The following is a 24,962-nucleotide window of genomic DNA, read 5'->3' on the forward strand; positions in this document are numbered from 1 at the left end:
TTCTTGCTCGCGAAGAACTCACAGGCGCCGCGTTGATTCAGGAAGCACGCGTTATCGTTGAAGTTTTTCGCGAGCAAGCTCGCTCCTACAGGGGTTAGTTCAGTCCACTCATTGAGCCATTCATGCTTTGGAAGTGCGCCAGCATCCGCTGCGCATCCGCCACCTCACCACTGAACAGCTCAAACGCTTTCACCGCCTGAAACACCGCCATATTGCCGCCATCCAGGGTGCGGCAGCCCAAGGCGCGGGCATCACGCAGCAGTTCGGTTTCCAGCGGGAAATACACGATTTCAGCCACCCACAGTTCTGCTCTCAGCAAGGCAGCGGGCACCGGCGTGCCGGGCAGCTTGGCCATGCCCATTGGCGTGGTGTTGACCAAGCCGTCGGCCTCGGCCATGGCGTTTTGCAGGTCACTGCCCACCTGGGCGCGACCGCTGCCAAAATGTTGCGCCAGGTTATCCACAAGGTCCCGGGCGCGGGTGGCGTCCACATCGAACACACTCAATTGCTCGACACCCTCGGCCAGCAACGCGTGCGCCACTGCTGCGCCAGCGCCACCGGCTCCCATCTGCACCACGCGCTGACGCGGCACATCGTTGAGGTTACGGCGAAAGCCCTCGGCAAACCCCAGGCAATCCGTGTTGTGGCCAATACGTTTGCCACCCTTGAACACCACGGTATTGACTGCGCCAATGCCCCGCGCTTCGTCAGACAATTCATCAAGCAGCGGCAGGATCGCTTGCTTGCACGGGTAGGTAATGTTCAAACCGGTGAAGTGCATCCGCTCGGCGGCGTCCAGCAGGTCGGGCAGGGCGTCGAGAGTCAGTTGCAGCGGTTCCAGATCGATCAGTCGGTAGAGGTAGCGCAAGCCCTGGGCATCGCCTTCCTGTTCATGCAGGGCTGGCGTGCGGGAAGCCTGGATACCGGCGCCGATCAGGCCAGCGAGGACGCGCGGTTTCATCGAGCCGCCCCCTTGAGCAACTGGCTGAAATGTTCCAGGGCCAGGTGATAGCCATGGCTGCCGAAACCCGCGAGCACCGCCTTGGCGATGGGCGACACAAAGGAATGATGGCGGAAGGCTTCACGGCCATGCACGTTGGAGAGGTGCACTTCGATCACCGGCACTTCACTGGCCACCAGAGCGTCACGAATCGCCACTGAAGTGTGGGTCCAGGCCGCCGGGTTGATCACGATACCGGCGCAACGGGTGCGGGCGCCGTGGATCCAGTCGAGCAATTCACCTTCGTGGTTGGTCTGGCGAAACTCGATTTTCAACCCCAGTTGCTCGGCGCTGCGACCACACAGGGCGGCCACGTCGGCCAGGGTTTCATGGCCGTAGGTCGCGGGCTCGCGGGTGCCGAGCAGGTTGAGGTTGGGGCCGTTGAGCACCAGCACGATGGGCGGCATAAGGGTCTCTCCACAGTTATTGTTGGTTGTGGAGATAAAATGTACTGAATGGTTAATTTGGTCAATTGGCGGCAGAGGATGTGTTCGATTATCGAACAGTTAATCCGACCCTTCACCTGGCTGGATCAGATTAGATATCAATTGAAAATCATTCTCGACAACGCTTAAGATGCTTGCCTGTTTCCTTAACATTCCAGGGAGTCGGTTTGTCGGACGTGGATCTCAAAGGCCTGTTTCTCAAGCATGCCGATACCTTGCGCGGGTATCTGGCGCGCAAGGTACGGGACCCGCAGTTGGCCGCAGATCTGGTGCAGGAGAGCTTCCTGCGCCTGGCGGAAAAGCCGGCCGGCGAGCGCATCGACAACTCCCAGGGCTATCTCTATCGAACGGCGAGCAATCTGCTGATCGACCATATTCGCCAGGAAGCGCGGCGCAAGACAGACTCCGTGCCCCATGAGGCGTTGGCCGAGATTGAAGATGAAGTGGCCGGGTTGGAGGCTCAGGCAATGGCGCAGCAACAGCGACAGGCATTGAAGCAGGCACTGGCGGAGTTGCCGGAGCGCACCCAGCAGATTTTCCGTCTCAACCGCATCGAAGGCATGACCCACGCTCAGGTCGCGAGGCACCTGGACATCTCTGACAGTTCCGTACAAAAGCACCTGGCCAAAGCGTTGGCCTACGTGATGCAACGCTTGCAGGAAGGCGAGAGGGCGCCATCCGACGAATGAGTTACCGAAATGCGCCACGTCAGACGTCACAGCGTTACATAACGAAAAATTCGAGATTCACACGTGAATAGCCAGGGTCCGCAACAGCACAGCATTACCGAGGCGGCCGCCGAGTGGGCGGTGCGCCTGCACGCCGGTGCCCTGACCGATCAGGAGCAGGCCGAACTGCAGCATTGGATTGCCTGCGACAGCCGTCATGAAGCGGCATTGCGCTTTGCCGAACAGACGTGGGCGGCACTGGGCGACGTGTACAAGGAACCGCCGGTGAGCCGCCAGCGCTCATCAGCGACGACGATGCCCGTGCGCCGGGCCAAACGGCGCAGGTCTTGGCAACGTGCGGCGGCCGTCGCGCTGGTCGTGGTGGTGGCCGGTGTCGGCTGGGGGCGCGGGCCAGAGGTGTTGCTGCGCATGCAAGCGGATTACCTCACCGAGAAAGGCGAGGTGCGCACCGTGCAACTGGCCGATGGCAGCAAGGTCGAGCTGGACTCCGGCAGTGCCATTCGCCTGGATTACGACGGTGTGCAACGCCGTATCCGCCTGCTCCAGGGCTCGGCGATCTTCGACGTGGCGCCGATGGTGGGCGAGGAAACCCGGCCTTTTGTGGTGCAGAGCGCCGGGGGGCAAACCCGGGCGCTGGGCACGCGGTTTGTGGTGGCACGCGAGAGCGACAGCCAGGCGTGGGTCGGCGTGCTGGAGCACAGTGTCGAGGTTTCCCTGCAAGCCATCCCGATAAAAGGCCCGGCCGACAGGGTGGTCAAGGAAGGCCTGGCCGCACGCTACAACCTCCAGGAAGGCATCGTGGCCATGGACCCCTTCGATGTGGAACGCGCCACCAGCTGGCGACGCGGCGTACTGATCTTCGATCGCCAGCCCCTGGCCAAAGTCATCGAGCAACTCAACCTCTACCGCCCCGGGCGTGTGGTGTTGACAGACTCGGCACTGGGCGATCGCGAAGTCAGCGGCGTGTTCCGCCTCGACATGCTCGACACCGCCCTCGGCACCCTCACCCAGGAACTTCAAGTGCAACGCTTTGACCTGGCAGGCCTCAGCCTGATCTATTGATTGCCCTGTAGGAGCCGGTTTGCCGAGCGATGTGCGGTGGTCTTTCTGACGTCATCGCCCGCAAGCCGGCTCCTACACATACCTCGCCTTGAAACCCGCCCTTTAGAAACTTTTGAAAAAGTCTTACTGACTTCCTGCGCGTCGCACGTCTTGCTAGGTGAGAAGCATTCGCATAAACAAAAACGCTCAGCGCAGGGAACAACAGAAATGTCAGCACTCAACAAGGGGCGTATCACCGCAAGCCGGTTAGCCCTGGCCATCCACGTGGGCCTGTTCGCCGCAGTGGCTCCAGTATTCGCCGCTCAGTCTCAGGCGAGTGCTGCGCAACCGGCGGTGCTGATGCTGGATATCCCTGCACAATCCCTGGGCAGTGCGGTGCTGGCGTTCGCCGACCAGGCCGGTCTGCAAGTGCTATTCGACAGCCAGCGCCTGGCGGGTTTGCAAAGCACTACGGTGAAGGGGCAGTACGGCGTGCAGGAAGGCCTGGCGTATTTGCTGGGGAATGCGCCCGTGGAGTATCGCTTCAATGGCGAGCGCCAAGTCACCCTGACCCGCGTAGAGCAGAGCGGCGCCGCTTTGGCGCTGGCGACCACCACAATCACCGGCCTGCACCCCAACGACTGGGTGTATTCATCGCCACGTTCGGTGAGTGTGGTGGGGCGTGAGCAATTGGATCGCAACCCGCCACGGCATGCCGCTGAGATGCTCGAGGAGGCGCCGGGCGTCTACTCGGCGGTCAGCCAGCAAGACCCTGGGCTGTCGGTGAATATTCGCGGTATCCAGGACTACGGCCGGGTCAATATGTCGGTGGACGGCATGCGCCAGAACTACCAGCAAAGTGGTCACCAGCAACGCAATGGCACGCTGTATGTCGACCCGGAATTGCTGTCGGAGGTGGTGATCGAGAAGGGCGCCACTTCCACGATGGGCGGCGCCGGGGTGATCGGCGGGGTGGCCAATTTTCGCACCGTGGAAGCGGCCGACCTGCTCAAGGGCGGTAAGGAAATCGGCGGGCGCATCCGCTTGACCACGGGGCTGGGCGGGCGCAGCAACGGCACGCATTTTATTGGCAGTTCGGCGTTTGCCGTGGGGACGGACGTGTGGGACATGCTGGTGGCCGCCAGTGAGCGTCATCTCGGTGATTACAAACCCGGGACTAAAGGCAGCATCGGTGAACTGCGCACCGGCAGTTCCTTCCTGCCGGCCAGCGAGGATCGGATCAAGAACTCCACCGTCGAGTACACCGGCTCGGTGATGCGCTCGCGCCTGCTCAAGCTCGGTATCAACCTGCCGGTGGATCAGCGTCTGCAACTGAGCTACCTGACCACCGAAGTCGACTACGACGACGTCAACATGATGACCGCCGAAAAAGCCCAGCTATGGGAAAAACTCGGCAGCAGCAACGTCACGGCGCAGAACTTCGCACTGGACTACAGCTACACGCCGGACAACCCGCTGATCGATTTCAAGGCCAAGCTTTACTACGTCGATACCCGCAATGACCAAACCACGCTGACCCGTGGCAGCAGCAAGGGCTACGACGTTACCTATCAGACCAACACCTATGGTTTCCAGGCGCAGAACATCTCGACCTTTGCCTTGAGCGAGCTGTCCGTGATCAAGGCCAACTATGGGCTGGAGTTTTTCTACGACAAGGTGCGGCCGGACTCCAACCAGATGGTGGCCGCCGATTCGGCGGTGACGGCCTCGGCGGCGGAAAGCATCACGCCCAGGGGGGATAGGGCGATGGGCAGCCTGTTCGCGCGCCTGGATTACGACTACGACAACTGGCTGAACCTCAATGCCGGGTTGCGCTACGACCGCTATCGGCTACGCGGCGAAACGGGCTTGAACACGCGCACCTTCATCATCGGCACTACGCGGCAAATCGGCTTGCCCATGACCTATGACGTGGATCGGGAAGAAGGGCATTTTTCGCCCACCTTCGGTCTGTCGGTCAAGCCAGGCGTGGATTGGCTGCAACTGTTCGCCACGTACGGCAAGGGCTGGCGACCGCCGGCAGTCACCGAAAGCCTGGTCAGCGGCCGGCCCCATGGAGGCGGTTCGGAGTCGATTCTTCCTAACCCCTACTTGAAACCCGAGACGTCCACGGCGTGGGAGGTGGGCTTCAATGTGCTCAAGGAAGACCTGCTGTTCGCGGAAGACCGGGCGGGCATGAAGGTGTCCTACTTCAATACCCGCGTCGATGATTTTTCCTACATGGCCCTGGGCGTGCAGCCACCCGGTTATGGCATTGCCAATATCGGCAATGCGGCTTACGTCAACAACCTGGAGACCACGCGTTTTCGCGGCCTCGAATACCAGTTGGATTACGACGCGGGTTTCGCCTACGGCCAGGTCAACTACACGCGCATGCTCGGCAGCAACAAGTTCTGCAGCAAGACTGCGTGGTTGGGGGGCGTTACCAAGACCCAGAAGCGGCCGGGCAACCGCACGCCGGTGGACGCGATGGTGCCGGACGACGCGGCCAATGCCGCCGTGGGCTGCAATGCCATCCTCGGCTCCTCCGAGCACATGCCGATGGATCGCGGCACCGCGACCCTGGGGGCGCGTTTCTTCGAGCGCAAGTTGGATGTGGGGGTTCGCGCCCGTTATAGCGCTGGTTATTACGTGAAAGGCGGCGTCGGCGTGACCACTTCACAGACCGGCGTCTACCCCGCCGACTGGAAGCCTTACACCGTCTATGACCTGTACAGCAGCTACCGCGCTACCGACCAATTGACCTTGCGCCTGGCCATGGAGAACGTCACCGACCGCGCCTACCTGGTGCCCCTGGGCGATGTGCTGGCCTTCACCCTGGGCCGTGGGCGCACCTTGCAGGGCACCGTTGAATATCAGTTCTGACCGATTTTGCCCAGTGACGGGCAAAACCACAGCGGGCACCGGCTTGCTGCGGAGTTACCACCCCATGACTTGGAGTTTTGCATGAGCATTTCTATTTCATACAGCACGAGCTACGCCACGAACACCGTTGCCCAGTACTTGAGCGACTGGTCGGCTTACTTTGGTGACCTGAACCACCGTGAAGGGTCGGTCAAAGAGGGTGTGAACACCGGTGGTTTCAATCCTGGGCCGTTCGACGGCACTCAATATGGCGTATCAAGCACCGTCAGCGATGCAGCGGTAGTGGCCGAGGGCAGCTTGCATTACACCTTGTTCAATCCGCCTTCGCATACGCTCTGGGGTTCGCTCGACGCACTGACCTTTGGCGATACCCTCGCCGGTGGCGCAGCCAGCGGTGGCTACACCATTGCCAGCCAGGAAGTCAGCTTCACCAACCTGGGCCTGTCGAGCCTGCAGTCCGAAGGCCGCGACGGCCAGGTGCACAAAATCGTCTACGGCTTGATGAGTGGCGACAGCTCGGCGCTGGCTTCGGCGATCGACTCCTTGCTCAAGGACATTGACCCAAGCCTGTCGATCAACTCGACGTTCGACCAACTGGCCGCTGCCGGTGTGGCGCATGTGGACTCGGCTTCGGTCGCAGCCTCCGATGTGGCGCTGGTTGGCGTGCAAGACGTGCCCCAGGACTTCGCCCTGGCCGCCTAAGCAAAAAAGCGAATGGAAGATCGCTCTCCCATTCGCCGCGTGACACACCGCCGTCGCCCAAGCCTTCTACTTCTTCAGCGACGGCGGTGCCGAATTCTGCGCAGCGTCGTACAGCCTGTCAACGCAACGACGCTGCCCGCTCAACCCTTTGAGAATCCCCAGATGCGCCACGCCGGCAACGAAACCCTGGCCGCCCTCACGGCTTATAAAAGTGGCTTCTTCAACATCGGCCTGTTCTCGGCGGTGATCAACCTGCTGATGCTGGCCCCGGCGCTATACATGCTGCAGGTGTACGACCGGGTTCTGGCCTCGGGCAACCAGATGACCCTGCTCATGCTGACGCTGATGATCCTCGGCCTGTTCGGCCTGATGGGGGCATTGGAGTGGGTGCGCAGCCAGGTGGTGATCCGCCTCGGCACGCAGATGGACATGCGCCTGAACCAGCGGGTGTACGACGCTGCGTTCGAAGCGCAACTCAAGGGCGGCATCCAGGCGGCCGGCCAGGCACTGCATGACCTGACCACCCTGCGCCAGTTCGCCACCGGGCAGGCGTTGTTCGCGTTCTTCGACGCGCCATGGTTTCCGGTGTACCTGTTAGTGATCTTCCTGTTCCACCCTTGGCTCGGGCTGCTGGCCCTGATTGGCGCAGTGCTGCTGATCGTGCTGGCGTGGGTCAACCATCACGTCAGCCAGGTCCCGATGTCCCTGGCCAGCCAACTGTCCATCAGCGCCAGCCAGCAGGCCACGGCCAACCTGCGCAATGCCGACGCCATCGAAGCCATGGGCATGCTCGCCACCTTGCGTGCGCGTTGGTTCGGCCAGCACCAGGCCTTTCTGGCACAGCAGAACCTGGCGAGTGAAAAGACTGCGACCGTCACCGCCTGGTCCAAGGGTGTGCGCCTGGCGTTGCAGTCGCTGGTGCTGGGCCTGGGTGCGTTACTCGCGGTGCAGGGCGATATCACGCCGGGGATGATGATTGCCGGCTCGATCCTCATGGGCCGCGTGCTCAGCCCGATCGACCAGTTGATCGGTGTGTGGAAACAGTGGGGCTCGGCGCGCCTGGCGTTTGATCGCTTGTCACAGATGCTGGAGGCCAACCCGGCGCGGCCCGAAAGGATGAGCCTGCCGGTGCCCAAAGGCCAACTGAGCGTCGAGCAAATCAGTGCCTGTGCTCCCGGCAGCCGTCGGCCGGCGCTGGCCAACCTTGGGTTTACTCTGGCCGCGGGTGAGGTGCTGGGGGTGATCGGGCCGTCGGGCTGCGGCAAATCCACCCTGGCTCGAATACTGGTAGGTGCCTGGGCGCCCTTGGCCGGCAAGGTGCGGCTGGACGGTGCCGACCTGGCCCTGTGGGACAAACAGCAATTGGGCCCACACATCGGCTACCTGCCGCAAGACATTCAACTGTTCGCCGGCAGCATCGCGGATAACATCGCACGGTTTGTCGAGGTCGACGCGGACAAAGTCCTCGCCGCCGCACAAATGGCCGGCGTCCATGAGTTGATCCTGCAACTGCCCCAGGGCTACGACACGCAGTTGGGGGAGGGCGGCGCCGGGTTGTCCGGCGGCCAGAAACAGCGTGTCGCCCTGGCGCGTGCGCTGTACGGCGTGCCCGCGCTGATCGTGCTGGATGAGCCCAACGCCAACCTCGATGAAGTGGGCGAGCAGGCTCTGCTCCAGGCCATCACCCAGCTCAAGCAACAGCGCCGCACGGTGATCCTGATCACCCACAAGCCCAATCTGCTGACCCTGACTGACCAACTGCTGATCCTCAGGGAAGGCCAGTTGCAGGCCTTCGGCCCAACCGCGCGCGTGTTGGAAGCCCGGCAGAAACCGGCTGCGGCCAAGCCGGTATCGACCATGAGCATGAGTTACCGCCTCGGTGAAGGAAAACAGGCATGAGCCAGAGCAAACCCGTGCTGATCAGTGATGCGCCGAACAATGTGCTGGCGCTGGATGACAAAAAGTATTCGCGCCTGGGCTGGCTGTTGGTGCTCGGTGGCTTTGCCGGGTTCCTCGGCTGGGCAGCGTTGGCGCCACTGGACAAGGGCGTGGCGGTGCCGGGCAAGGTCATGGTCTCGGGCCATCGCAAGACCGTGCAGCACCCGGCCGGGGGCATCGTCGAGCGTATCGAGGTGCGCGACGGTGATGTGGTCAACGCCGGCCAGGTGCTGCTGCGCTTGAAGGAAACCCCGTTGCGCGGGCAGATGCAGTCCCTGCGCAGCCAGTACCTGGCGTCCCTGGCCAGCGAGGCGCGCTTGAGCGCCGAAAGCGAAGGTTTAGCGGTGATCAACTTCGGTCCTGAACTGCTCAACGATCCTGAGGCGGCGGGCACCCTGGACCTGCAACGGCAATTGTTCAAGAGTCGCGCCCAGGCACTGGCCACGGAGCAACAAGGCCTGCGCGAAACCATCGCCGGGGCCGAGGCGCAGTTGCGTGGCACACGGGATTCGCAAGCGAGCAAAGTCCAGCAGCGCGCGGCGTTGAATGAGCAACTGCAAGGCCTGCGCGAGTTGGCTCGTGACGGTTACATCCCGCGCAATCGCCTGCTCGACAGCGAGCGCCTGTATTCACAGATCGACGGCGCCATCGCCGAGGACTACGGCCGTATCGGCCAATTGCAGCGCCAGGTTCTCGAACTGCGCCTGCGCATCCGCCAGCTTGGCGAAGATTTCCAGACAGACCTGCGCGGCCAGTTGGCAGAGACCCGCACCCGCAGCGACGACCTGCGCAATCGGCTGGCCTCGGCCGAGTTCGAACTGGCCAATAGCCTGGTGCGAGCGCCGGTGTCGGGCGTGGTGGTGGGGCTGGACGTGTACACCGAAGGCGGCGTCATCAAGCCCGGCCAGGCGTTGATGGATATCGTGCCTCAGGGCGAGCCCTTGCTGGTTGAAGCGCGGGTCCCGGTGCAGATGGTCGACAAAGTGCACCCGGGCTTGCCGGTGGAATTGATGTTCTCGGCGTTCAACCAATCCACCACGCCACGGGTCGCCGGCGAGGTGACGCTGGTCTCGGCGGACCGCCAGGTCGATGAGCGCACCGACGAGCCGTATTACACGCTGCGTGCCCAGGTCAGTGCGGCGGGCGTGCAGCAACTGGACGGCGTGCAGATCCGCCCAGGCATGCCGGTGGAAACCTTCGTCAAGACTGGTGAGCGCTCAATGCTCAACTACCTGTTCAAACCCCTGATGGATCGCACCCACATGGCCCTGGTGGAAGAATGAAGGCGCTGTTGTTTACCCTGTGTTTCGCGTGTTCCTCGGCGGCCCAGGCCTTGGGTTTGCTGGATGCCTACGACTTGGCCCTGCGCAATGATCCGACCTTTCAGGCAGCCATTCAGGCGCGTGAAGGCGGTGAAGAAAACCGCCTGATCGGCCGAGCGGCGTTGTTGCCGAACTTGTCGTGGAGTTACAACAACTCGCGCAATGAGTCCGAAGTGACGGCGGGTGATGTCACCAGCAACCGTGACTACCGCAGTTATGCGTCGACCCTGACCTTGCAACAACCGCTGCTGGATTATGAAGCCTACGCGCGCTTTCGCCAGGGCACTGCCCAGGCCTTGATGGCCGATGAACGCTTTCGCGGCAAGAGCCAGGAACTGGCGGTGCGGGTTCTCAACGCCTACAGCCAGGCCTTGTTGGCCCAAGAGCGCATCGAGCTGAGCCGTGCGCAGAAACGTGCGTACGCCGAGCGCCTGCAACTCAATGATCGCCTGCTCAAAGGTGGCGAAGGCACGCGCACCGATGTGCTGGAAACCCAGGCACGCCTGAGCCTGGCCCAGGCCGAAGAAATCGAATCCCTGGATGCCCAGGACAGCGCCCTGCGTGAGTTGGAAGCCATCGTCGGCCAACCGCTGCAGATCGAAGAACTGGCGCCGTTGACGCGCCAATTCGAGATCCCGCCGCTGGAACCCAACCGTTTCGAAACCTGGCGCGAACTGGCCATGGCCAACAACCCGGAGCTCCAGTCCCAGCACCATGCCTTGGACGTGGCGTCCTATGAAGTGGAGCGCAAGCGCGCCGGGCACATGCCCAAGGTCAGCCTGTACGCCACCAGCCGCCAGACCAACTCCGACTCGGAAAGCAGCTACAACCAGAAGTACGACACCAACACGGTCGGCATCCAGGTCAGCCTGCCGCTGTTCGCTGGCGGCGGAGTATCGGCCTCTACGCGCCAGGCGGCCAATCAACTGTCCCAGGCCCAATACGAACTGGATGCGCAAACCTCGGCCACGCTGGTGGAGTTGCGTAAGCAGTTCAACCTCAATACCAGCGGCGCGGCCAAAGTGCGTGCTTATGAAATGGCGGTCAGCTCTGCCACTGCGCTGGTTACTGCGACGAAAAAAAGTGTTGCCGGCGGTGAGCGGGTCAACCTCGACGTGCTCGACGCCGAGCAACAACTGTTCACCGCTCGCCGCGACCTGGCGAATGCGCGGCATGCGTATCTGCTGGCGAGGATTCAGTTGAAGTATTACGCGGGGGTGCTGAGCGAGCAGGATTTGCGCGCGTTGGCGCGGTATTTCCAGCCGTCGGCATGAGTAGGGTCTTTGCCAATACACAGGCCCCCGTAGGGGGCGGCTTAGCGGCGAGGGTGGTGGTTCAGTTAACACATGGGCTGACTGATGCACCGTCATCGCTGGCAAGCCAGCTCCTACAGGGAATCTGTGGTGTCTGGCAGATTTATCGCCGGGTCAGCAACACCCCGGACTCCATATGATGGGTCCATGGAAACTGATCAAACATCGCGCACTGTGTAATGCGGTGCGTGTCATGCAGTTGCGCAATGTTCGCCGCCAGCGTCTCCGGGTTGCAGGAGATGTACAGGATGTTCTCGAAACGCCGGGTCAGTTCGCAGGTGTCCGGGTCCATGCCGGCGCGGGGCGGGTCGACGAAGACGCTGCCGAATTCGTAGCTTTTCAGGTCGATGCCCTGCAAGCGACGGAACGGGCGCACTTCGTTCAGCGCTTCGGTGAGTTCTTCGGCGGAGAGGCGCACCAGGGTGACGTTATCCACCGCGTTTTCATCGAGGTTGCTCAACGCGGCATTCACCGAGGTCTTGCTGATCTCGGTAGCCAGCACTTTACGCACGCGGGTAGCCAGCGGCAGGGTGAAGTTGCCGTTGCCGCAATACAGCTCCAGCAAATCATCGGCGCGATCGCCCAGGGCTTCGTACGCCCAATTGAGCATCTTCTGGTTCACCGTGCCGTTGGGCTGGGTGAACGCACCTTCGGGTTGGCGGTAGCTGAACGTGCGGCCGCCGACGTCGAGTTTTTCCACCACGTAGTCATGGCCGATCACATCGCGCTTGCCCTTGGAGCGGCCGATGATGCTCACGTTCAGATCCGCAGCCAGTTGGTTCGCGGCCGTGTGCCAATGCTCGTCCAGCGGGCGGTGATAGCACAGGGTGATCATCGCGTCGCCCGCCAGGGTGGTGAGGAATTCCACCTGGAACAGCTTGTGGCTCAGGGCGGCGCTGGCTTGCCAGGCGGCCTTGAGCTGGGGCATCAGCTGGTTGATGCGCTGGCTGGCGATGGGAAATTCTTCGATCAGGATCGGCGTGCGTTTGTCATCCTGGGAGAACATCGCATAGTGGCGCTCGCCACCCTCGCGCCACAGGCGAAACTCCGCGCGCAGGCGAAAGTGCTGCAGCGGCGAGTCGAAGACCTGCGGCTCGGGGGCGTCGAACGGTGCCAGCAGGTCACGCAAGCGCGTGACCTTGTCTTGCAGTTGAACGGTGTAGCGTGCGGCATCAAAAGTCATGCGTTGAACCAGCCCAGCTTGATCACAAACAGAATCGACAGAATCACCAGTGCCGGGTTCAGCTCACGGTAGCGGCCCGAAAGCAGCTTGATGGCGGTCCAGGCGATGAAACCGAAGGCAATGCCGTTGGCGATGGAGTAAGTGAAGGGCATCGCCAGGGCGGTAATCACCACTGGCGCTGCAACAGTAATGTCTTCCCAGTCGATTTCCGCCAGGCCCGATGTCATCAGCACCGCGACGAACAGCAGCGCCGGTGCGGTGGCGAAGGCCGGAACGCTGGCGGCCAGTGGCGAGAAGAACAGCGCCAGCAGGAACAGGATTGCCACCACGATGGCGGTCAAGCCGGTACGGCCACCGGCACTCACGCCGGCGGCGGATTCGATGTAGCTGGTGGTGGTCGAGGTGCCGAGCAGCGAACCGGCCATCGCCGCGGTGCTGTCGGCGATCAGCGCACGGCCCATTTTCGGCATGTGGCCGTCCTTGCCCATCAGGCCGGCGCGCTTGGCCACGCCGATCAGGGTGCCGGAGTTGTCGAACAGGTCGACGAACAGGAAGGCGAAGATCACGCTGACCAGGCCGATATCCAGCGCGCCCTTGATATCCAGCTGCAGGAAGGTCGGGGCCAGGGACGGTGGCATCGACGTTACGCCGCCAAAGGGCGTGACACCCAGCAGGATGGAGACGACGGTCACCGCCAGGATGCCGATCAGCACCGCGCCGCGCACGGCCAGGGCTTCAAGGGCCACGATCAGCACGAAACCGAGGGTGGCGAGAATCGGTGCCGGTTGTTTCAAGTCGCCCAGGCCCACCATGGTGGCCGGGTTGCTGACCACGATCCCGGCGTTGTGCAGGGCGATCAGCGCCAGGAACAGGCCGATACCGGCGGCAATCGCCGAGCGCAGGGGCAGGGGGATGCTGTTGATGATCCATTCACGGATGCGGAAGATCGACAGCAGGAAGAACAACACCGCCGAAATAAACACCGCACCCAGCGCCACTTGCCAGGTATGGCCCATGTGCAGGACCACGGTGTAGGTGAAGAAGGCGTTGAGGCCCATGCCCGGCGCCAGGGCGATCGGGTAGTTGGCGATCAGGCCCATGACGGTCGAACCGATGGCGGCAGCCAGGCAGGTCGCGACGAAGACGGCGCCCTTGTCCATGCCGGTCTCGCCGAGGATGCTCGGGTTCACGAACAAGATGTAGGCCATGGCCAGGAATGTCGTGATGCCCGCGAGAATCTCGGTGCGCACGTTGGTGTTGTGTGCCTTGAGTTGAAACAGCTTTTCCAGCATGCCTGCTCCCTGTGACGCTATGTTGCGTCGTTATTTGTTGACCTCTAAGTCAAAGCACAAACTGCGCCAAGCGCCTGTGGTTCCAGAGAGGATCGGAAAAAGCGGCGCATCATACCAGCAGCCGAGGCTGTGTGGCGCATGGCCTTGAGGCATACTGCGGCGACGTTCAATAGCGGGTCATCGACAGCATGAAAAAAGCCAACGCGTGGAGTCTAGCCCTGATCACTTGTCTCGGCCTGTGGTTGGGCGCGGCACCGGTGTGGGGCGCGACTGCACCGCCCTTGAGCGAGGTGCGCGTGTTCAAGGTTGAGTCGGCGGGTTGCAGCGAAACCATCCCGGAACGCGCGCAAAGTACGCAGATGTGCACGCATCGTGGGCCTACCAAGGTGTCGGTGATGGAAGTCGGCCTGGGCCACAACCCCATGGGCCGCTTCAATGGTGCCGAGCTGAACGGGCAACGTACGCCCGTGTGCCAGGTCGGCAACATCAGCCAAGCCTGCAACGGGGCAGGCACCCTGATGGGCTACATCTATGTATTTGACCTGAATGTCGAAGCCCAAGGCTGGTTCGAATACAGCAACTCCTCGATCAACGGCCCGCAGAACACCTTGAAGACACAGCTCAATATCCGCTGATCAATCAGCTTGAACGCTCAAAACCCCGGGAAGTCGTACCCCTGAGACGGCGACTTTCCTGAACGCCGCGGATGTCCACCAACCCGTGAGGTGTTTATGAGCGCGACCCCCAATGGCGCGGCGACCCAACCGTTCGTCGCCCACTCGATACGCTTGACCCTGAACGGCCAGGCTCGCCAACTGGACGTGTTGCCCTGGACCACGCTGCTGGACCTGCTGCGCGAACAACTGGACCTGGTCGGCAGCAAAAAAGGCTGCGACCACGGCCAATGCGGCGCCTGCACGGTGTTGCGCGACGGCAAGCGCGTCAACGCCTGCCTGACCCTGGCCGTGATGTGCGACGGCGCCGAGCTGACCACCATCGAGGGCCTGGCCGACGGGGAGCAACTGCACCCGATGCAGCAAGCCTTTATCACCCACGATGCCTTCCAGTGCGGTTACTGCACCCCTGGCCAGATTTGTTCCGCAGTTGGCCTGGCCAATGAAGGCCGCGCCCACGACAGCGCGCAGATCCAGGAGCTGATGAGCGGCAACCTGTGCCGTTGCGGTGCCTATACCAACATCCGCGCAGCCATCGAAGACGCACTGCCGGCCTGCCGTGCCCGGGGAGGTCAGCGATGAATCCCTTCCACTACAGCAAGCCGGCCGATGTGCATGAGGCGGTGCACCTGAGCAGCGCGGCGTCGCGCTTTATTGCCGGTGGTACCAACCTGCTCGACCTGATGAAAGAAAACATCAGCCGGCCCGAGCACCTGATCGATATCACCGGGCTGCCGCTGCACGCGGTTGAAGAAACGGCCGAGGGTGGCGTGCGGATCGGTGCGCTGGTCAGCAATGCCGACCTGGCCTGGCACCCCTTGATCGAGCAGCGCTACCCGCTGCTGTCCCAGGCCATCCTCGCCGGCGCTTCGCCGCAATTGCGCAATATGGCCAGCACCGGCGGCAACCTGTTGCAGCGCACCCGTTGCTACTACTTCTATGACGCCGCCGTGCCCTGCAATAAACGACTGCCCGGCAGCGGTTGCCCGGCGCGCACCGGGTTGAACCGCATCCATGCGATCCTCGGTGCCAGCGAGCAATGCGTGGCCACCCATCCGTCGGACATGTGCGTGGCCCTCGCCGCCCTGGCGGCGCGGGTGCATGTGCAAGGGCGTGGCGGCGCGCGCGTCATCGAGTTTGCCGACTTCCATCGCTTGCCCGGCGATACGCCGCAGCGCGACAACCTGCTGGCCGACGATGAACTGATTACCGCTATCGAGTTGCCCGCCGACCACCTGGCACGCCACAGCCACTACCTGAAAATTCGCGACCGCGCGTCGTACGCCTTTGCCCTGGTCTCCGTCGCTGCGGCCTTGGAACTGGACGGCGATCGTATCGTCGACGCCCGCCTGGCCCTGGGCGGCGTGGCCCATAAACCCTGGCGTGATCGCGCGGTGGAAACCGCGCTGATCGGCCAGGCGGTCAGCCGCGAAACCTTCAGCAACGCTGCCGACGCTTTGCTGCAAGACGCCGAGCCGCTGCAACACAACGGCTTCAAGATCAAACTGGCGCGCCGCGCAATCATTCGCGCACTGAGTGATGCCGCTGTCGCAGGAGAACGCCCATGACGGCTATCGGCAAACCCCTGGACCGTGTCGACGGTCTGCTCAAAGTCACCGGCCAGGCACGATATGCCGGTGAGTTTCCCGAGGACGGCCTGCTTCATGGCAGCGTGGTCTCCAGCACCATCGCCAAAGGGCGCGTCATCAAGATCGATGCGACCAAAGCCCTGGCGCTGCCGGGCGTGGTCAGGGTGCTCGATCACCTCAACCGGCCGACAATCGCCAGCTACGATGACGCCTTCGCCGATGCCGACGCGGCGGATGGCTCGCCGTTTCGCCCGCTGTACAACGACCGCGTGCTCTACAACGGCCAGCCCCTGGCCCTGGTGATCGCCGACAACCTGGAACTGGCGCGGCATGCCGGTTCCCTGGTCGAAATCGAGTACGAAACCGAACCCTTCGACACCGACCTGCTGGCCCGGCAGGAACACGCTTATCCTTCGCCGCAGACCCCGCCCGAGCCGCGCGGCAACTTTCAGGCCCAATGGAGCGCCGCCGCCGTCAGCCTCGACCTGCACTACAGCACTCCCATCGAACACCACAACCCCATGGAGCCCCACGCCAGTACCGTGCTGTATCAGCCGGATGGCACCCTGCATATCCATGACAAGACCCAGGGGCCGCAGAACTGCCAAGCCTATGTGCAAAAAGTGTTCGGCTTGGATAAAAGCCAGGTGCGCATCTTTGCCGCCTTCGTCGGCGGCGCTTTCGGCTCGGGCCTGCGCCCGCAATACCAATTGCCGTTGGCGGTGATGGCGTCCCTGGCGCTCAAGCGTTCGGTACGTGTCACCCTGACCCGGCAACAGATGTTCACCTTCGGTTACCGCCCGCGCACCTTGCAGCGTTTGCAGATGGGCGCCGCGGCCAACGGTCGCCTGCTGGCCCTGGGGCACACCGCGATTGGCCAGACCTCGCGCTTCGAGGACTTCAGCGAGCATGTGGTGGAGTGGAGCGGCATGCTCTACCACTGCGACAACGTCCAACTGACCTACCAATTGGTGCCCCTGGACGTGTTCACCCCCTTGGACATGCGCGCACCGGGCGCTGCCCTCGGCGTGATCGGCCTGGAGTGCGCCATGGACGAACTCGCCTGCGCCTTAGGCATGGACCCGGTGCAACTGCGCTTGATCAATTACGCCGAGCGCAACCAGAACGAAGACAAACCCTGGTCGAGCAAAGCCCTGCGCGAGTGCTACCGCGACGGCGCCGAGCGCTTCGGCTGGCGCGAGCGCAACCCGGAACCGCGCAGCATGCGCGACGGCCGTCAATTGATCGGCTGGGGCATGGCCGGCGGGGTATGGGAAGCCATGCAGATGAAGGCCAGCGCCAAAGCGCGGATCGACGCCGATGGCAAGCTGACCGTGAGCAGTGCCACCACCGATATCGGCACCGGGACTTACACGGTGATGACCCAGATCGCGGCGCAGGCCAGCGGTGTGGCGGTGGAGGATGTGCGTTTTCTGCTCGGCGACTCTTCGTTACCCACCGCGCCATTGCAGGGCGGCTCGTTTACCGTCTCGTCCGTCGGCACCGCCGTGCAGCAGGCCTGCGAAGCGTTGACGAGCAAGTTGCTGAGCATTGCCCGGCAGACTTATCCGGTATTCAAGGAGGCCGAATCCGTACGCTTTGAAGACGGCCAGTTGCACACCGGTGACGTGAGTGTGACGTTGGCGCAGTTGGTCAAGGACAGCGGCGAAGACGCATTGGAGGTGCAGGTCGACAGCGAACCGGATAAAAAACGTGAGGGCTACGCTACCGCCACCCATTCAGCGGTGTTCGTTGAAGTGCGTGTGGATGAGGACCTGGGCACGATCAAGGTCAGCCGTGTCGTCAGCGCGATTGCCGCTGGGCGTGTGGTCAATCCGAAGATGGCGCGCAGCCAGATCCTCGGCGGGGTGGTATGGGGCATCGGCATGGCCCTGCATGAAGAGACCCAGGTCGACCATCAACTGGGGCGCGGCATGAACCACAGCCTGGCGGAGTACCACATCCCGGTGAATGCCGATATTGGCGAGATTGACGTGCTGTTTGTCGAAGAGCACGACGAGATCGTCAACGCCCTCGGGTCCAAGGGCGTGGGCGAGATTGGCATTGTCGGAGTGGCGGCGGCAGTGGCCAATGCGATTTATCACGCCACCGGCAAGCGGGTGCGGGAGTTTCCGATCACCCTGGATAAGGTGCTCTAACGCGGTTCTTTCAAACCCATGGCGATCCAGATGTGGCAGGGGGCTTGCCCCCGGCAGCCATGGGTATCTGCACGACTGTTCAGCCCTTGACAAATCACCCACAACTGCCCTGTCTGTCGGGTGCTCAGTATTGAGCCAACGTTGTGTAGATACCCATGCCCCCTCCCACATGGGTTATGCGGTAGTTTTTTGAGCGGGCTCTTCCACCGGCACATGCATACGGTCGCGATTGGCCAGGGTCGGGAACAGTTTGATCCACACCCCCGTCACCACCAACGTGCCGATACCGCCCATCACCACCGCCGGCACAGTGCCGAACCAGTGGGCGGTAATCCCGGATTCGAACTCGCCCAATTGATTCGAGGCGCCAATAAACAGGCCATTGACCGCACTGACCCGCCCGCGCATTTCATCCGGGGTTTCCAGTTGCACAAAGGAGGCGCGGATCACCATGCTGATCATGTCCGCCGCGCCCAGCACCACCAGCACGGCCAGGGAAAACCAGAACGAAGTGGAGAGGCCGAAGGCAATGGTCGCCACGCCAAACACCCCGACGGCGGTAAACATGACCCGGCCGACCTGTCGGTCCACCGCAAACCGTGCCAACCACAGCGACATCAGCAAGGCACCGACAGCGGGTGCCGAGCGTAGCAGGCCCAGGCCCCAGGCGCCGGTCAGCAGGATGTCCTTGGCAAACACCGGCAGCAACGCAGTGGCGCCGCCGAGCAGCACGGCGAACAGGTCGAGGGAAATCGCGCCGAGGATGTCCGGGCGGCTGCGGATAAAGCGGATGCCGGCGAGCAGCGAATCCAACGTTGCCTTGCCTGTATTGAGCGGGGTCTGGCGGGCGGGCAGGTTGAGGGTCAAGACGCAGGCAATCAGGTACAGCACCACGGTCGGGCCATACACCCACACGCTGCCAAAGGCGTAGAGCAACCCACCGAGGGCCGGCGCGACGATAGTCGCCAGTTGCTGGGCCGATTGTGACGAAGCCACGGCGCGCGGGAACAGCGCGCTGGGCACGATGCTCGGCAGCAGCGCCTGGGTGGTGGGCATCTCGAAGGATCGCGCGGCACCCAGCACGAAGGCGAGGATAAAGATCATCTCGCGGGTTACGTTGCCAGTCAGGCCACCGATGGCCAGGGACAAGGCGATCAGCGCCTGCACGGTCTGGCAGATGGCCGCGACTTTACGCCGCTCATAGCGGTCGGCCACATGCCCCGTGTGCAGCATGAACAGCACGCGTGGGACGAATTCCACCAGGCCGACCAGGCCCAGGTCGAGTACGTTGCCGGTCAGTTGGTAGAGGTTCCAGCCGATGGCCACGGTAAGCATCTGGAAGCCGCTGGCGGTGAAGATCCGCGCCAGCCAGAACGCGATGAAAGGGCGGTGGTGACGTAACAGCAACGCGGGTTCACTGGGCATCGGAAATTCTGGTCAAGGCCGGAGGGAAGGGTGAGATTAGCATCAAGCTGTAACAATTAGTTGCGAGAAGAGGGCTGAGGCAAGCTGTCACGCGGCAAAAGACCACACAGGCCAATCGCGAAAATGGGACTACTCTTTTGACTGTGATTGATCCAGATCAAAGTCATTTCAGAATTTGTTCTGGCGGCCGCAAGGCCAGGATCCCTGCGTGGTTGGTTAAAAAAAGAAACGAATTGAAATTCGCCACACTCCATATCCGTGGGGGCAGTGGATGCGGCCTCCAGCCAGCATTCGGTATTACCTGACAGAGGAAGACTTATGTTCGGTTTGGAGGCGCTAGATCTCGCCCGAATTCAATTTGCGTTCACCATCTCGTTTCACATCCTGTTCCCGGCGATCACCATTGGCCTGGCCAGTTACCTTGCGGTGCTGGAAGGTCTGTGGCTCAAGACCCATAACGACACCTACCGTGACCTCTACCACTTCTGGTCGAAGATCTTTGCCGTCAACTTCGGCATGGGCGTGGTCTCCGGCTTGGTCATGGCCTACCAGTTCGGCACCAACTGGAGCCGCTTCTCGGACTTCGCCGGCTCCGTCACCGGGCCGCTGCTCACGTACGAAGTGCTCACGGCCTTCTTCCTCGAGGCCGGTTTCCTCGGCGTGATGCTGTTCGGCTGGAACAAGGTGGGGCGCAAGCTGCACTTCTTCGCCACGGTAATGGTGGCGGTCGGTACGTTGATCTCCACCTTCTGGATCCTGGCGTCCAACAGCTGGATGCAGACGCCCCAGGGCTTTGAAATCATCGACGGCCGCGTGATTCCCACCGACTGGCTGGCGGTGATCTTCAACCCGTCGTTCCCCTACCGCCTGATGCACATGGCCACGGCCGCGTTTGTCGCCACGGCCTTCTTCGTCGGCTCCTCGGCGGCCTGGCATTTGTTGCGTGGCAAGGACACCCCCGCGATCCGCACCATGTTGTCGATGGCGATGTGGATGGCCCTGATCGTGGCGCCTATCCAGGCGGTGATCGGTGACTTCCACGGCCTCAACACGCTCAAGCATCAGCCGGCGAAAATCGCCGCGATTGAAGGCCACTGGGAAAATATCGGCAATGAGCCGACGCCGTTGATCCTGTTTGGCTGGCCGGACATGAAAGCCGAAAAAACCAAATACGCGGTGGAAATTCCCTACCTGGGCAGCCTGATCCTGACCCACTCCCTGGACAAACAGGTGCCGGCGCTCAAGGAGTTTGCGCCTGAAGACCGCCCCAACTCGACCATTGTGTTCTGGTCGTTCCGGGTCATGGTCGGCCTGGGCTTGCTGATGATCTTCACCGGGCTGTTCAGCCTCTGGCTGCGCCGGGGCGGCAAGATGTACACCTCCAGGCCGTTCCTGTACCTGGCCCTGTGGATGGGCCCGTCCGGCCTGATCGCGATCCTCGCGGGCTGGTTCACCACCGAAATCGGTCGCCAGCCGTGGGTCGTCTACGGGTTGATGCGCACGGCGGATGCGTCCTCCGGGCATAGCCTGGCGCAGATGACCATCACCCTGGTGCTGTTCGTGGTGGTGTACTTCGCGCTGTTCGGCGCAGGCCTGGGCTACATGATGCGCCTGGTACGCAAAGGCCCTGTGACCCACGAAAGCACCGAGCCGACCCACGGTGGCCCTGGCCAGAAACGCACACCGGCCCGTCCATTGTCCGCCGCCGATGATGGCGGCGATGACGACCACGCCCACATCCAGCACAAGGGGAATTGAGATGGGTATTGATCTTCCGCTGATCTGGGCCGTGATCATCATCTTCGGCATCATGATGTACGTGGTCATGGACGGCTTCGACCTGGGCATCGGCATCCTCTTCCCGTTTATTCCGGGCAAGACCGACCGTGACGTGATGATGAACACCGTCGCCCCGGTCTGGGACGGTAACGAAACCTGGCTGGTGCTGGGGGGCGCGGCGTTGTTCGGCGCCTTCCCGCTGGCCTACTCGGTGGTGTTGTCGGCCCTGTACCTGCCGTTGATGCTGATGCTGATCGGGCTGATCTTTCGCGGCGTGGCCTTCGAGTTTCGCTTCAAGGCCAAGGACCACAAGCGTCACCTGTGGGACAAGGCGTTTATCGGCGGCTCACTGGCGGCGACCTTCTTCCAGGGCGTGGCGCTGGGGGCGTTTATCGACGGCATCCCGGTGGTCAATCGCCAATTTGCCGGCGGCTCGCTGGATTGGCTCACGCCGTTCACGATGTTCTGCGGGGTGGCGCTGATCGTGGCCTATGCGTTGCTCGGCTGCACCTGGCTGATCATGAAAACCGAAGGCCCGTTGCAGGAGAAGATGCACAACCTGGCGCAGCCATTGGCCTTTGTGGTGCTGGCGGTGATTGGGATCGTCAGCCTGTGGACGCCGCTGGCGCACCCGGAAATCGCCTCGCGCTGGTTCACCCTGCCGAACCTGTTCTGGTTCCTGCCGGTACCGATCCTGGTGCTGGTGACCATGTACGGGTTGATCCGCGCCGTGGCGCGTAATGCGCACTACACGCCGTTCCTGCTGACGCTGGTGCTGATCTTCCTTGGCTACAGCGGCCTGGGGATCAGCCTGTGGCCCAATATCATCCCGCCCTCGGTATCGATCTGGGATGCGGCTGCACCGCCGCAAAGCCAGGGCTTCATGCTGGTGGGTACGCTGTTCATCATTCCGTTCATCCTGGGCTACACCTTCTGGAGCTACTACGTGTTCCGCGGCAAGGTCACCCACGAAGACGGCTATCACTAGGAGGGTCGTTCCATGTCTGGCAAACCTTCGTTGCACGAGATTGAACAGGCCGAGAAACAGCCGTTGTGGCGGCGCCTGGGGTGGTTGGCGATGATCTGGAGCGCCAGCGTGCTGGCCCTGTTCATCGTGGCCAGCCTGATGCGCATGTTCATGAGCGCGGCCGGCCTGACCACTCACTGACATCCCATCCCGTTGCCTTGCGGCACGGTTTTTTGACCCTGTTCCCTCTTTGGAGGGGCGGGGTCTTTTTTTATTTGCGCGCTTTGAGGATTACGAACTTCGGTGTGGCGGCGACTTGCTCGACGCCTCGGAACAGCCGCGCCAACTTGCTGTGATAGCCCAGATGGCGGTTGCCGACGATATAGAGGGCGCCGCCTGCCACCAAGGCCTCGCGCGCCTGTTGGAACATGCGCCAGGCGAGGAAGTCGCCGACCACCTGTTGCTGGTGGAACGGCGGGTTGCACAGCACCACGTCGAGGGACTCCGGCGCCTGGCCTGCCAGGCCGTCGCCGGCATGGACACTCACCGCGCGCGCGCCGAGGGCCGCTTGCCAATTCTCGGCGGCTGATTGCACGGCCATGTAGGACTCGTCCACCAAGGTGTACTGCGCCTGCGGGTTTTGCAGGGCGCTGGCAATCGCCAATACGCCGTTGCCGCATCCAAGGTCCGCGACGCGCGCGGCGCCCAGGCCCTTGGGCAAGTGGGGCAGGAACGCACGGGTGCCGATGTCCAGTCCTTCGCGGCAGAACACGTTGGCGTGGTTGAGCAGCTCGATGGGCGGTGTTTCCAGGGTATAGCGTGTCGGGTAGGGCGACACCGCTGCCGGGCGGTCTGCCAATGTTGCGATCAGCAAACGTGCCTTTTTTACCGCCAATGAAGCGTGCATCGGTCCGATATAGCGTTCCAGCAATTCACCGGCGGCCCGTGGGAGATGCTTGATCATCGCCCCCGCGACCACTTCGGCGCCCGGGGCCAGTTGGCCTTGCAGGCGAATCAGCTGTTCTTCCAGCAAGGCCAGGGTTTTCGGGACGCGTATCAGCACCCGGTCGAATGGCCCGATGGGCACCTGGCTGGCCGGGACAAAACTCACTGCATCGAACGCCTTGCCGTTGCGCACCAGGTTTTTCTCCAGGCCCTGGGCGGCAAGAAACGAATCACCACTGGACGTCACCTGCACCCGGCCTTCGAGGCTGGCCGCCAGGGCGCCAAAACTGTCGTTGAGTACCAGCACGCGGGTCGTTGCGCCCGGCTGTTGCTCAGCCAAGTGACTGAGCAGGTACTCGTCGGCGGCGTCGAAGGCCTGCAGCGGATCATTGTGTTGCTCTGGCTGGCGGATCAGATCGAGCTGGGCGAATGGACTGTCGAGCAGGGGCATGGCAGGGGAGGCTCTGGGTAATCGATGGGTGTTCGGCAGGGGGCGTGAGGCGCGCTGGTCGAACCGTCTGAGTGAACTGCGAGGCGGCGCCTTGGCGGCGGCATCAACACTCAGAGTTGGTCGTAAATGTTACTTATTTTTTGCAAGGATTACATGCAGCGTTTCCGGGGCGGTTAAAACAGCCCGGCTTTTGATGCCCTCAGTACAGCGGCAATCTTGTTATTGACCCCCAGTTTCTTGAACGTACGGCTGATATGAAAACCCACCGTACGCTCCGACAGGCAGAGGATGCCGGCAATGTCGGCGGCGGTCTTGCCCAGGGCTGACCATCTGAGGACTTCCGTTTCCCGCTCGGTCAATTTGCAGGGCGGGGTAATGCTTGGGTTGTCGGCAAATTTTTGTGCGACAACCGCGTGCATCGCATGGCAGAGCCACAAGACATGGCCGGCCTTTTCATACAGTTCTTCCGGGCTGACTGCGCCCTCGCTGCGTCCCAGGGACAGCATGCTGAACACACCCTGGAAGTCGTGGACCGATTGGGTCCACCCCAGATGCACACCCTGTGACCGGGCCAGTTCCCACAGGCTTGGCACGGCGGTGAAGAGTTTTTCCTCCCTGACAATGGGTAATACGCAATGTTTGCAATGGTTGACGACCGGGTCTACTTCGAAGTAGTGGGCCTGGTCATACTGCAGGTTCCATTCATTCGGATAGTTTTTGAGATGAATCGGTTTGGTTGAGTTTGTCGGTAGTTGAGAACTCATGGTGAAGGAACAGAATTGGAAGCCGAGTTCAAGGGTTCTGTTGATAACCATTTCAAATACGCTGGTGATCTTGTCCTCGCCTTCCAGTTTGGGAATCCGTGTATTTCGCCAGTTAACCATTGGTAACTCTCCATAACGTGTCGGCGGCATGGGTACATCCTGAGCCCCAGTGCTGCACGCAAATGAGTGTAGGACATGATCTACATCAATGTCGGAAATTTCTTTCTTGGTAGGGAGAGGGGAAAGATAGTTTCAGCAGTAATATTAATTTGCCATCAAGCGTTCGATGGAGGTTGCCCCTTCCATTTCACGAGGGCAGTGCACTACCTGTAACACCCAACTAACAAATGGGCCGCGCTTCAATGTAATGGCGCGGTGTTGTGTTATAGCGAAATAA

Annotated in this window: 21 protein-coding genes; 14 read left to right on the forward strand and 7 right to left on the reverse strand. The window is 62.0% G+C overall.

Features of this window, described 5'->3' with window-relative positions; translation table 11 throughout:
• Nucleotides 1-94: 94 nt before the first annotated feature.
• Both A7317_RS25395 and aroQ read right to left on the reverse strand, forming a co-directional pair.
• Nucleotides 95-961: a shikimate dehydrogenase gene (locus A7317_RS25395; protein ID WP_069077061.1), complete on the reverse strand. Its 867-nt coding sequence runs from the start codon at nucleotides 959-961 to the stop codon at nucleotides 95-97.
• Nucleotides 958-1,407 (reverse strand): type II 3-dehydroquinate dehydratase, encoded by a 450-nt coding sequence (aroQ, locus tag A7317_RS25400; protein WP_024077525.1) that lies wholly within the window; start codon nucleotides 1,405-1,407, stop codon nucleotides 958-960. Before aroQ ends, A7317_RS25395 begins: the two co-directional genes overlap by 4 nt.
• 206 nt (nucleotides 1,408-1,613) lie before the next feature.
• Here aroQ and A7317_RS25405 point away from each other — a divergent pair, with 206 nt between their 5' ends.
• The 7 genes from A7317_RS25405 to A7317_RS25435 all read left to right on the forward strand — a co-directional run bounded on the left by A7317_RS25405 (nucleotide 1,614) and on the right by A7317_RS25435 (nucleotide 11,298).
• On the forward strand, nucleotides 1,614-2,135 hold the full coding sequence (locus A7317_RS25405; RefSeq protein WP_024077524.1) for an RNA polymerase sigma factor: 522 nt from the start codon (nucleotides 1,614-1,616) through the stop codon (nucleotides 2,133-2,135).
• Nucleotides 2,136-2,198: 63 nt separating this feature from the next.
• Nucleotides 2,199-3,197 (forward strand): FecR family protein, encoded by a 999-nt coding sequence (locus A7317_RS25410; RefSeq protein ID WP_024077523.1) that lies wholly within the window; start codon nucleotides 2,199-2,201, stop codon nucleotides 3,195-3,197.
• Nucleotides 3,198-3,404: 207 nt separating this feature from the next.
• The gene (locus A7317_RS25415) at nucleotides 3,405-6,062 is read left to right on the forward strand and encodes a TonB-dependent receptor (RefSeq protein ID WP_069077062.1); all 2,658 of its coding nucleotides are present in this window, start codon (nucleotides 3,405-3,407) and stop codon (nucleotides 6,060-6,062) included.
• Between the two features lie 81 nt (nucleotides 6,063-6,143).
• Nucleotides 6,144-6,764, forward strand: a complete 621-nt coding sequence (locus A7317_RS25420) for a heme acquisition protein HasA (RefSeq protein ID WP_024077521.1) — start codon at nucleotides 6,144-6,146, stop codon at nucleotides 6,762-6,764.
• A 162-nt stretch (nucleotides 6,765-6,926) separates the two neighbouring features.
• Entirely contained in the window at nucleotides 6,927-8,663 is a 1,737-nt protein-coding gene (locus A7317_RS25425; RefSeq protein WP_069077063.1) for a type I secretion system permease/ATPase, read from the forward strand.
• Nucleotides 8,660-9,985, forward strand: a complete 1,326-nt coding sequence (locus A7317_RS25430) for an HlyD family type I secretion periplasmic adaptor subunit (RefSeq protein ID WP_069077064.1) — start codon at nucleotides 8,660-8,662, stop codon at nucleotides 9,983-9,985. The genes A7317_RS25425 and A7317_RS25430 overlap by 4 nt, the downstream gene beginning before the upstream one ends.
• Nucleotides 9,982-11,298: a TolC family outer membrane protein gene (locus A7317_RS25435; RefSeq protein ID WP_069077065.1), complete on the forward strand. Its 1,317-nt coding sequence runs from the start codon at nucleotides 9,982-9,984 to the stop codon at nucleotides 11,296-11,298. Before A7317_RS25430 ends, A7317_RS25435 begins: the two co-directional genes overlap by 4 nt.
• Before the next feature lie 142 nt (nucleotides 11,299-11,440).
• Here the strand turns inward: A7317_RS25435 and trmA are convergent, their stop codons facing one another.
• Together trmA and A7317_RS25445 are read right to left on the reverse strand one after the other, a co-directional pair.
• On the reverse strand, nucleotides 11,441-12,520 hold the full coding sequence (trmA, locus tag A7317_RS25440; protein ID WP_024077517.1) for a tRNA (uridine(54)-C5)-methyltransferase TrmA: 1,080 nt from the start codon (nucleotides 12,518-12,520) through the stop codon (nucleotides 11,441-11,443).
• Nucleotides 12,517-13,812, reverse strand: coding sequence for an NCS2 family permease (locus A7317_RS25445; protein ID WP_024077516.1), 1,296 nt, complete (start codon nucleotides 13,810-13,812; stop codon nucleotides 12,517-12,519). The genes trmA and A7317_RS25445 overlap by 4 nt, the downstream gene beginning before the upstream one ends.
• Nucleotides 13,813-14,000: 188 nt before the next feature.
• On the opposite strand from A7317_RS25445, the gene A7317_RS25450 reads away from it, so the two are divergent.
• From A7317_RS25450 to A7317_RS25465, 4 genes are all read left to right on the forward strand, one after another.
• The gene (locus A7317_RS25450) at nucleotides 14,001-14,447 is read left to right on the forward strand and encodes a DUF4879 domain-containing protein (RefSeq protein ID WP_069077066.1); all 447 of its coding nucleotides are present in this window, start codon (nucleotides 14,001-14,003) and stop codon (nucleotides 14,445-14,447) included.
• 96 nt (nucleotides 14,448-14,543) lie between these two features.
• The gene (locus tag A7317_RS25455; protein WP_024077514.1) at nucleotides 14,544-15,068 is read left to right on the forward strand and encodes a (2Fe-2S)-binding protein; all 525 of its coding nucleotides are present in this window, start codon (nucleotides 14,544-14,546) and stop codon (nucleotides 15,066-15,068) included.
• Nucleotides 15,065-16,054, forward strand: a complete 990-nt coding sequence (locus tag A7317_RS25460; protein ID WP_069077067.1) for an FAD binding domain-containing protein — start codon at nucleotides 15,065-15,067, stop codon at nucleotides 16,052-16,054. Before A7317_RS25455 ends, A7317_RS25460 begins: the two co-directional genes overlap by 4 nt.
• Nucleotides 16,051-18,234 carry a xanthine dehydrogenase family protein molybdopterin-binding subunit gene (locus tag A7317_RS25465; RefSeq protein ID WP_069077068.1) on the forward strand — a complete coding sequence of 728 codons (2,184 nt, stop codon included), beginning with the start codon at nucleotides 16,051-16,053 and terminating at the stop codon, nucleotides 18,232-18,234. The genes A7317_RS25460 and A7317_RS25465 overlap by 4 nt, the downstream gene beginning before the upstream one ends.
• Nucleotides 18,235-18,408: 174 nt before the next feature.
• Here A7317_RS25465 and A7317_RS25470 read toward each other — a convergent pair whose 3' ends face one another.
• Entirely contained in the window at nucleotides 18,409-19,659 is a 1,251-nt protein-coding gene (locus A7317_RS25470) for an MFS transporter (RefSeq protein WP_024077511.1), read from the reverse strand.
• A 318-nt stretch (nucleotides 19,660-19,977) separates the two neighbouring features.
• On the opposite strand from A7317_RS25470, the gene A7317_RS25475 reads away from it, so the two are divergent.
• Genes A7317_RS25475 through A7317_RS25485 form a run of 3 tightly spaced genes read left to right on the forward strand, consistent with a single transcriptional unit; the run spans nucleotide 19,978 to nucleotide 22,606 of the window.
• Entirely contained in the window at nucleotides 19,978-21,417 is a 1,440-nt protein-coding gene (locus A7317_RS25475; RefSeq protein ID WP_024077510.1) for a cytochrome ubiquinol oxidase subunit I, read from the forward strand.
• Between the two features lies 1 nt (nucleotide 21,418).
• The gene (gene cydB, locus A7317_RS25480) at nucleotides 21,419-22,426 is read left to right on the forward strand and encodes a cytochrome d ubiquinol oxidase subunit II (RefSeq protein ID WP_024077509.1); all 1,008 of its coding nucleotides are present in this window, start codon (nucleotides 21,419-21,421) and stop codon (nucleotides 22,424-22,426) included.
• Between the two features lie 12 nt (nucleotides 22,427-22,438).
• Nucleotides 22,439-22,606: a DUF2474 domain-containing protein gene (locus A7317_RS25485; protein ID WP_069077069.1), complete on the forward strand. Its 168-nt coding sequence runs from the start codon at nucleotides 22,439-22,441 to the stop codon at nucleotides 22,604-22,606.
• A gap of 70 nt (nucleotides 22,607-22,676) precedes the next feature.
• Here the strand turns inward: A7317_RS25485 and A7317_RS25490 are convergent, their stop codons facing one another.
• The gene (locus A7317_RS25490; RefSeq protein ID WP_069077070.1) at nucleotides 22,677-23,801 is read right to left on the reverse strand and encodes a methyltransferase; all 1,125 of its coding nucleotides are present in this window, start codon (nucleotides 23,799-23,801) and stop codon (nucleotides 22,677-22,679) included.
• 173 nt (nucleotides 23,802-23,974) lie between these two features.
• The gene (locus A7317_RS25495; protein WP_069077071.1) at nucleotides 23,975-24,685 is read right to left on the reverse strand and encodes a helix-turn-helix transcriptional regulator; all 711 of its coding nucleotides are present in this window, start codon (nucleotides 24,683-24,685) and stop codon (nucleotides 23,975-23,977) included.
• Between the last annotated feature and the right edge of the window lie 277 nt (nucleotides 24,686-24,962).

Origin of the sequence: Pseudomonas fluorescens (assembly GCF_001708445.1) — a bacterium.
GTDB lineage: Bacteria > Pseudomonadota > Gammaproteobacteria > Pseudomonadales > Pseudomonadaceae > Aquipseudomonas > Aquipseudomonas gorinensis.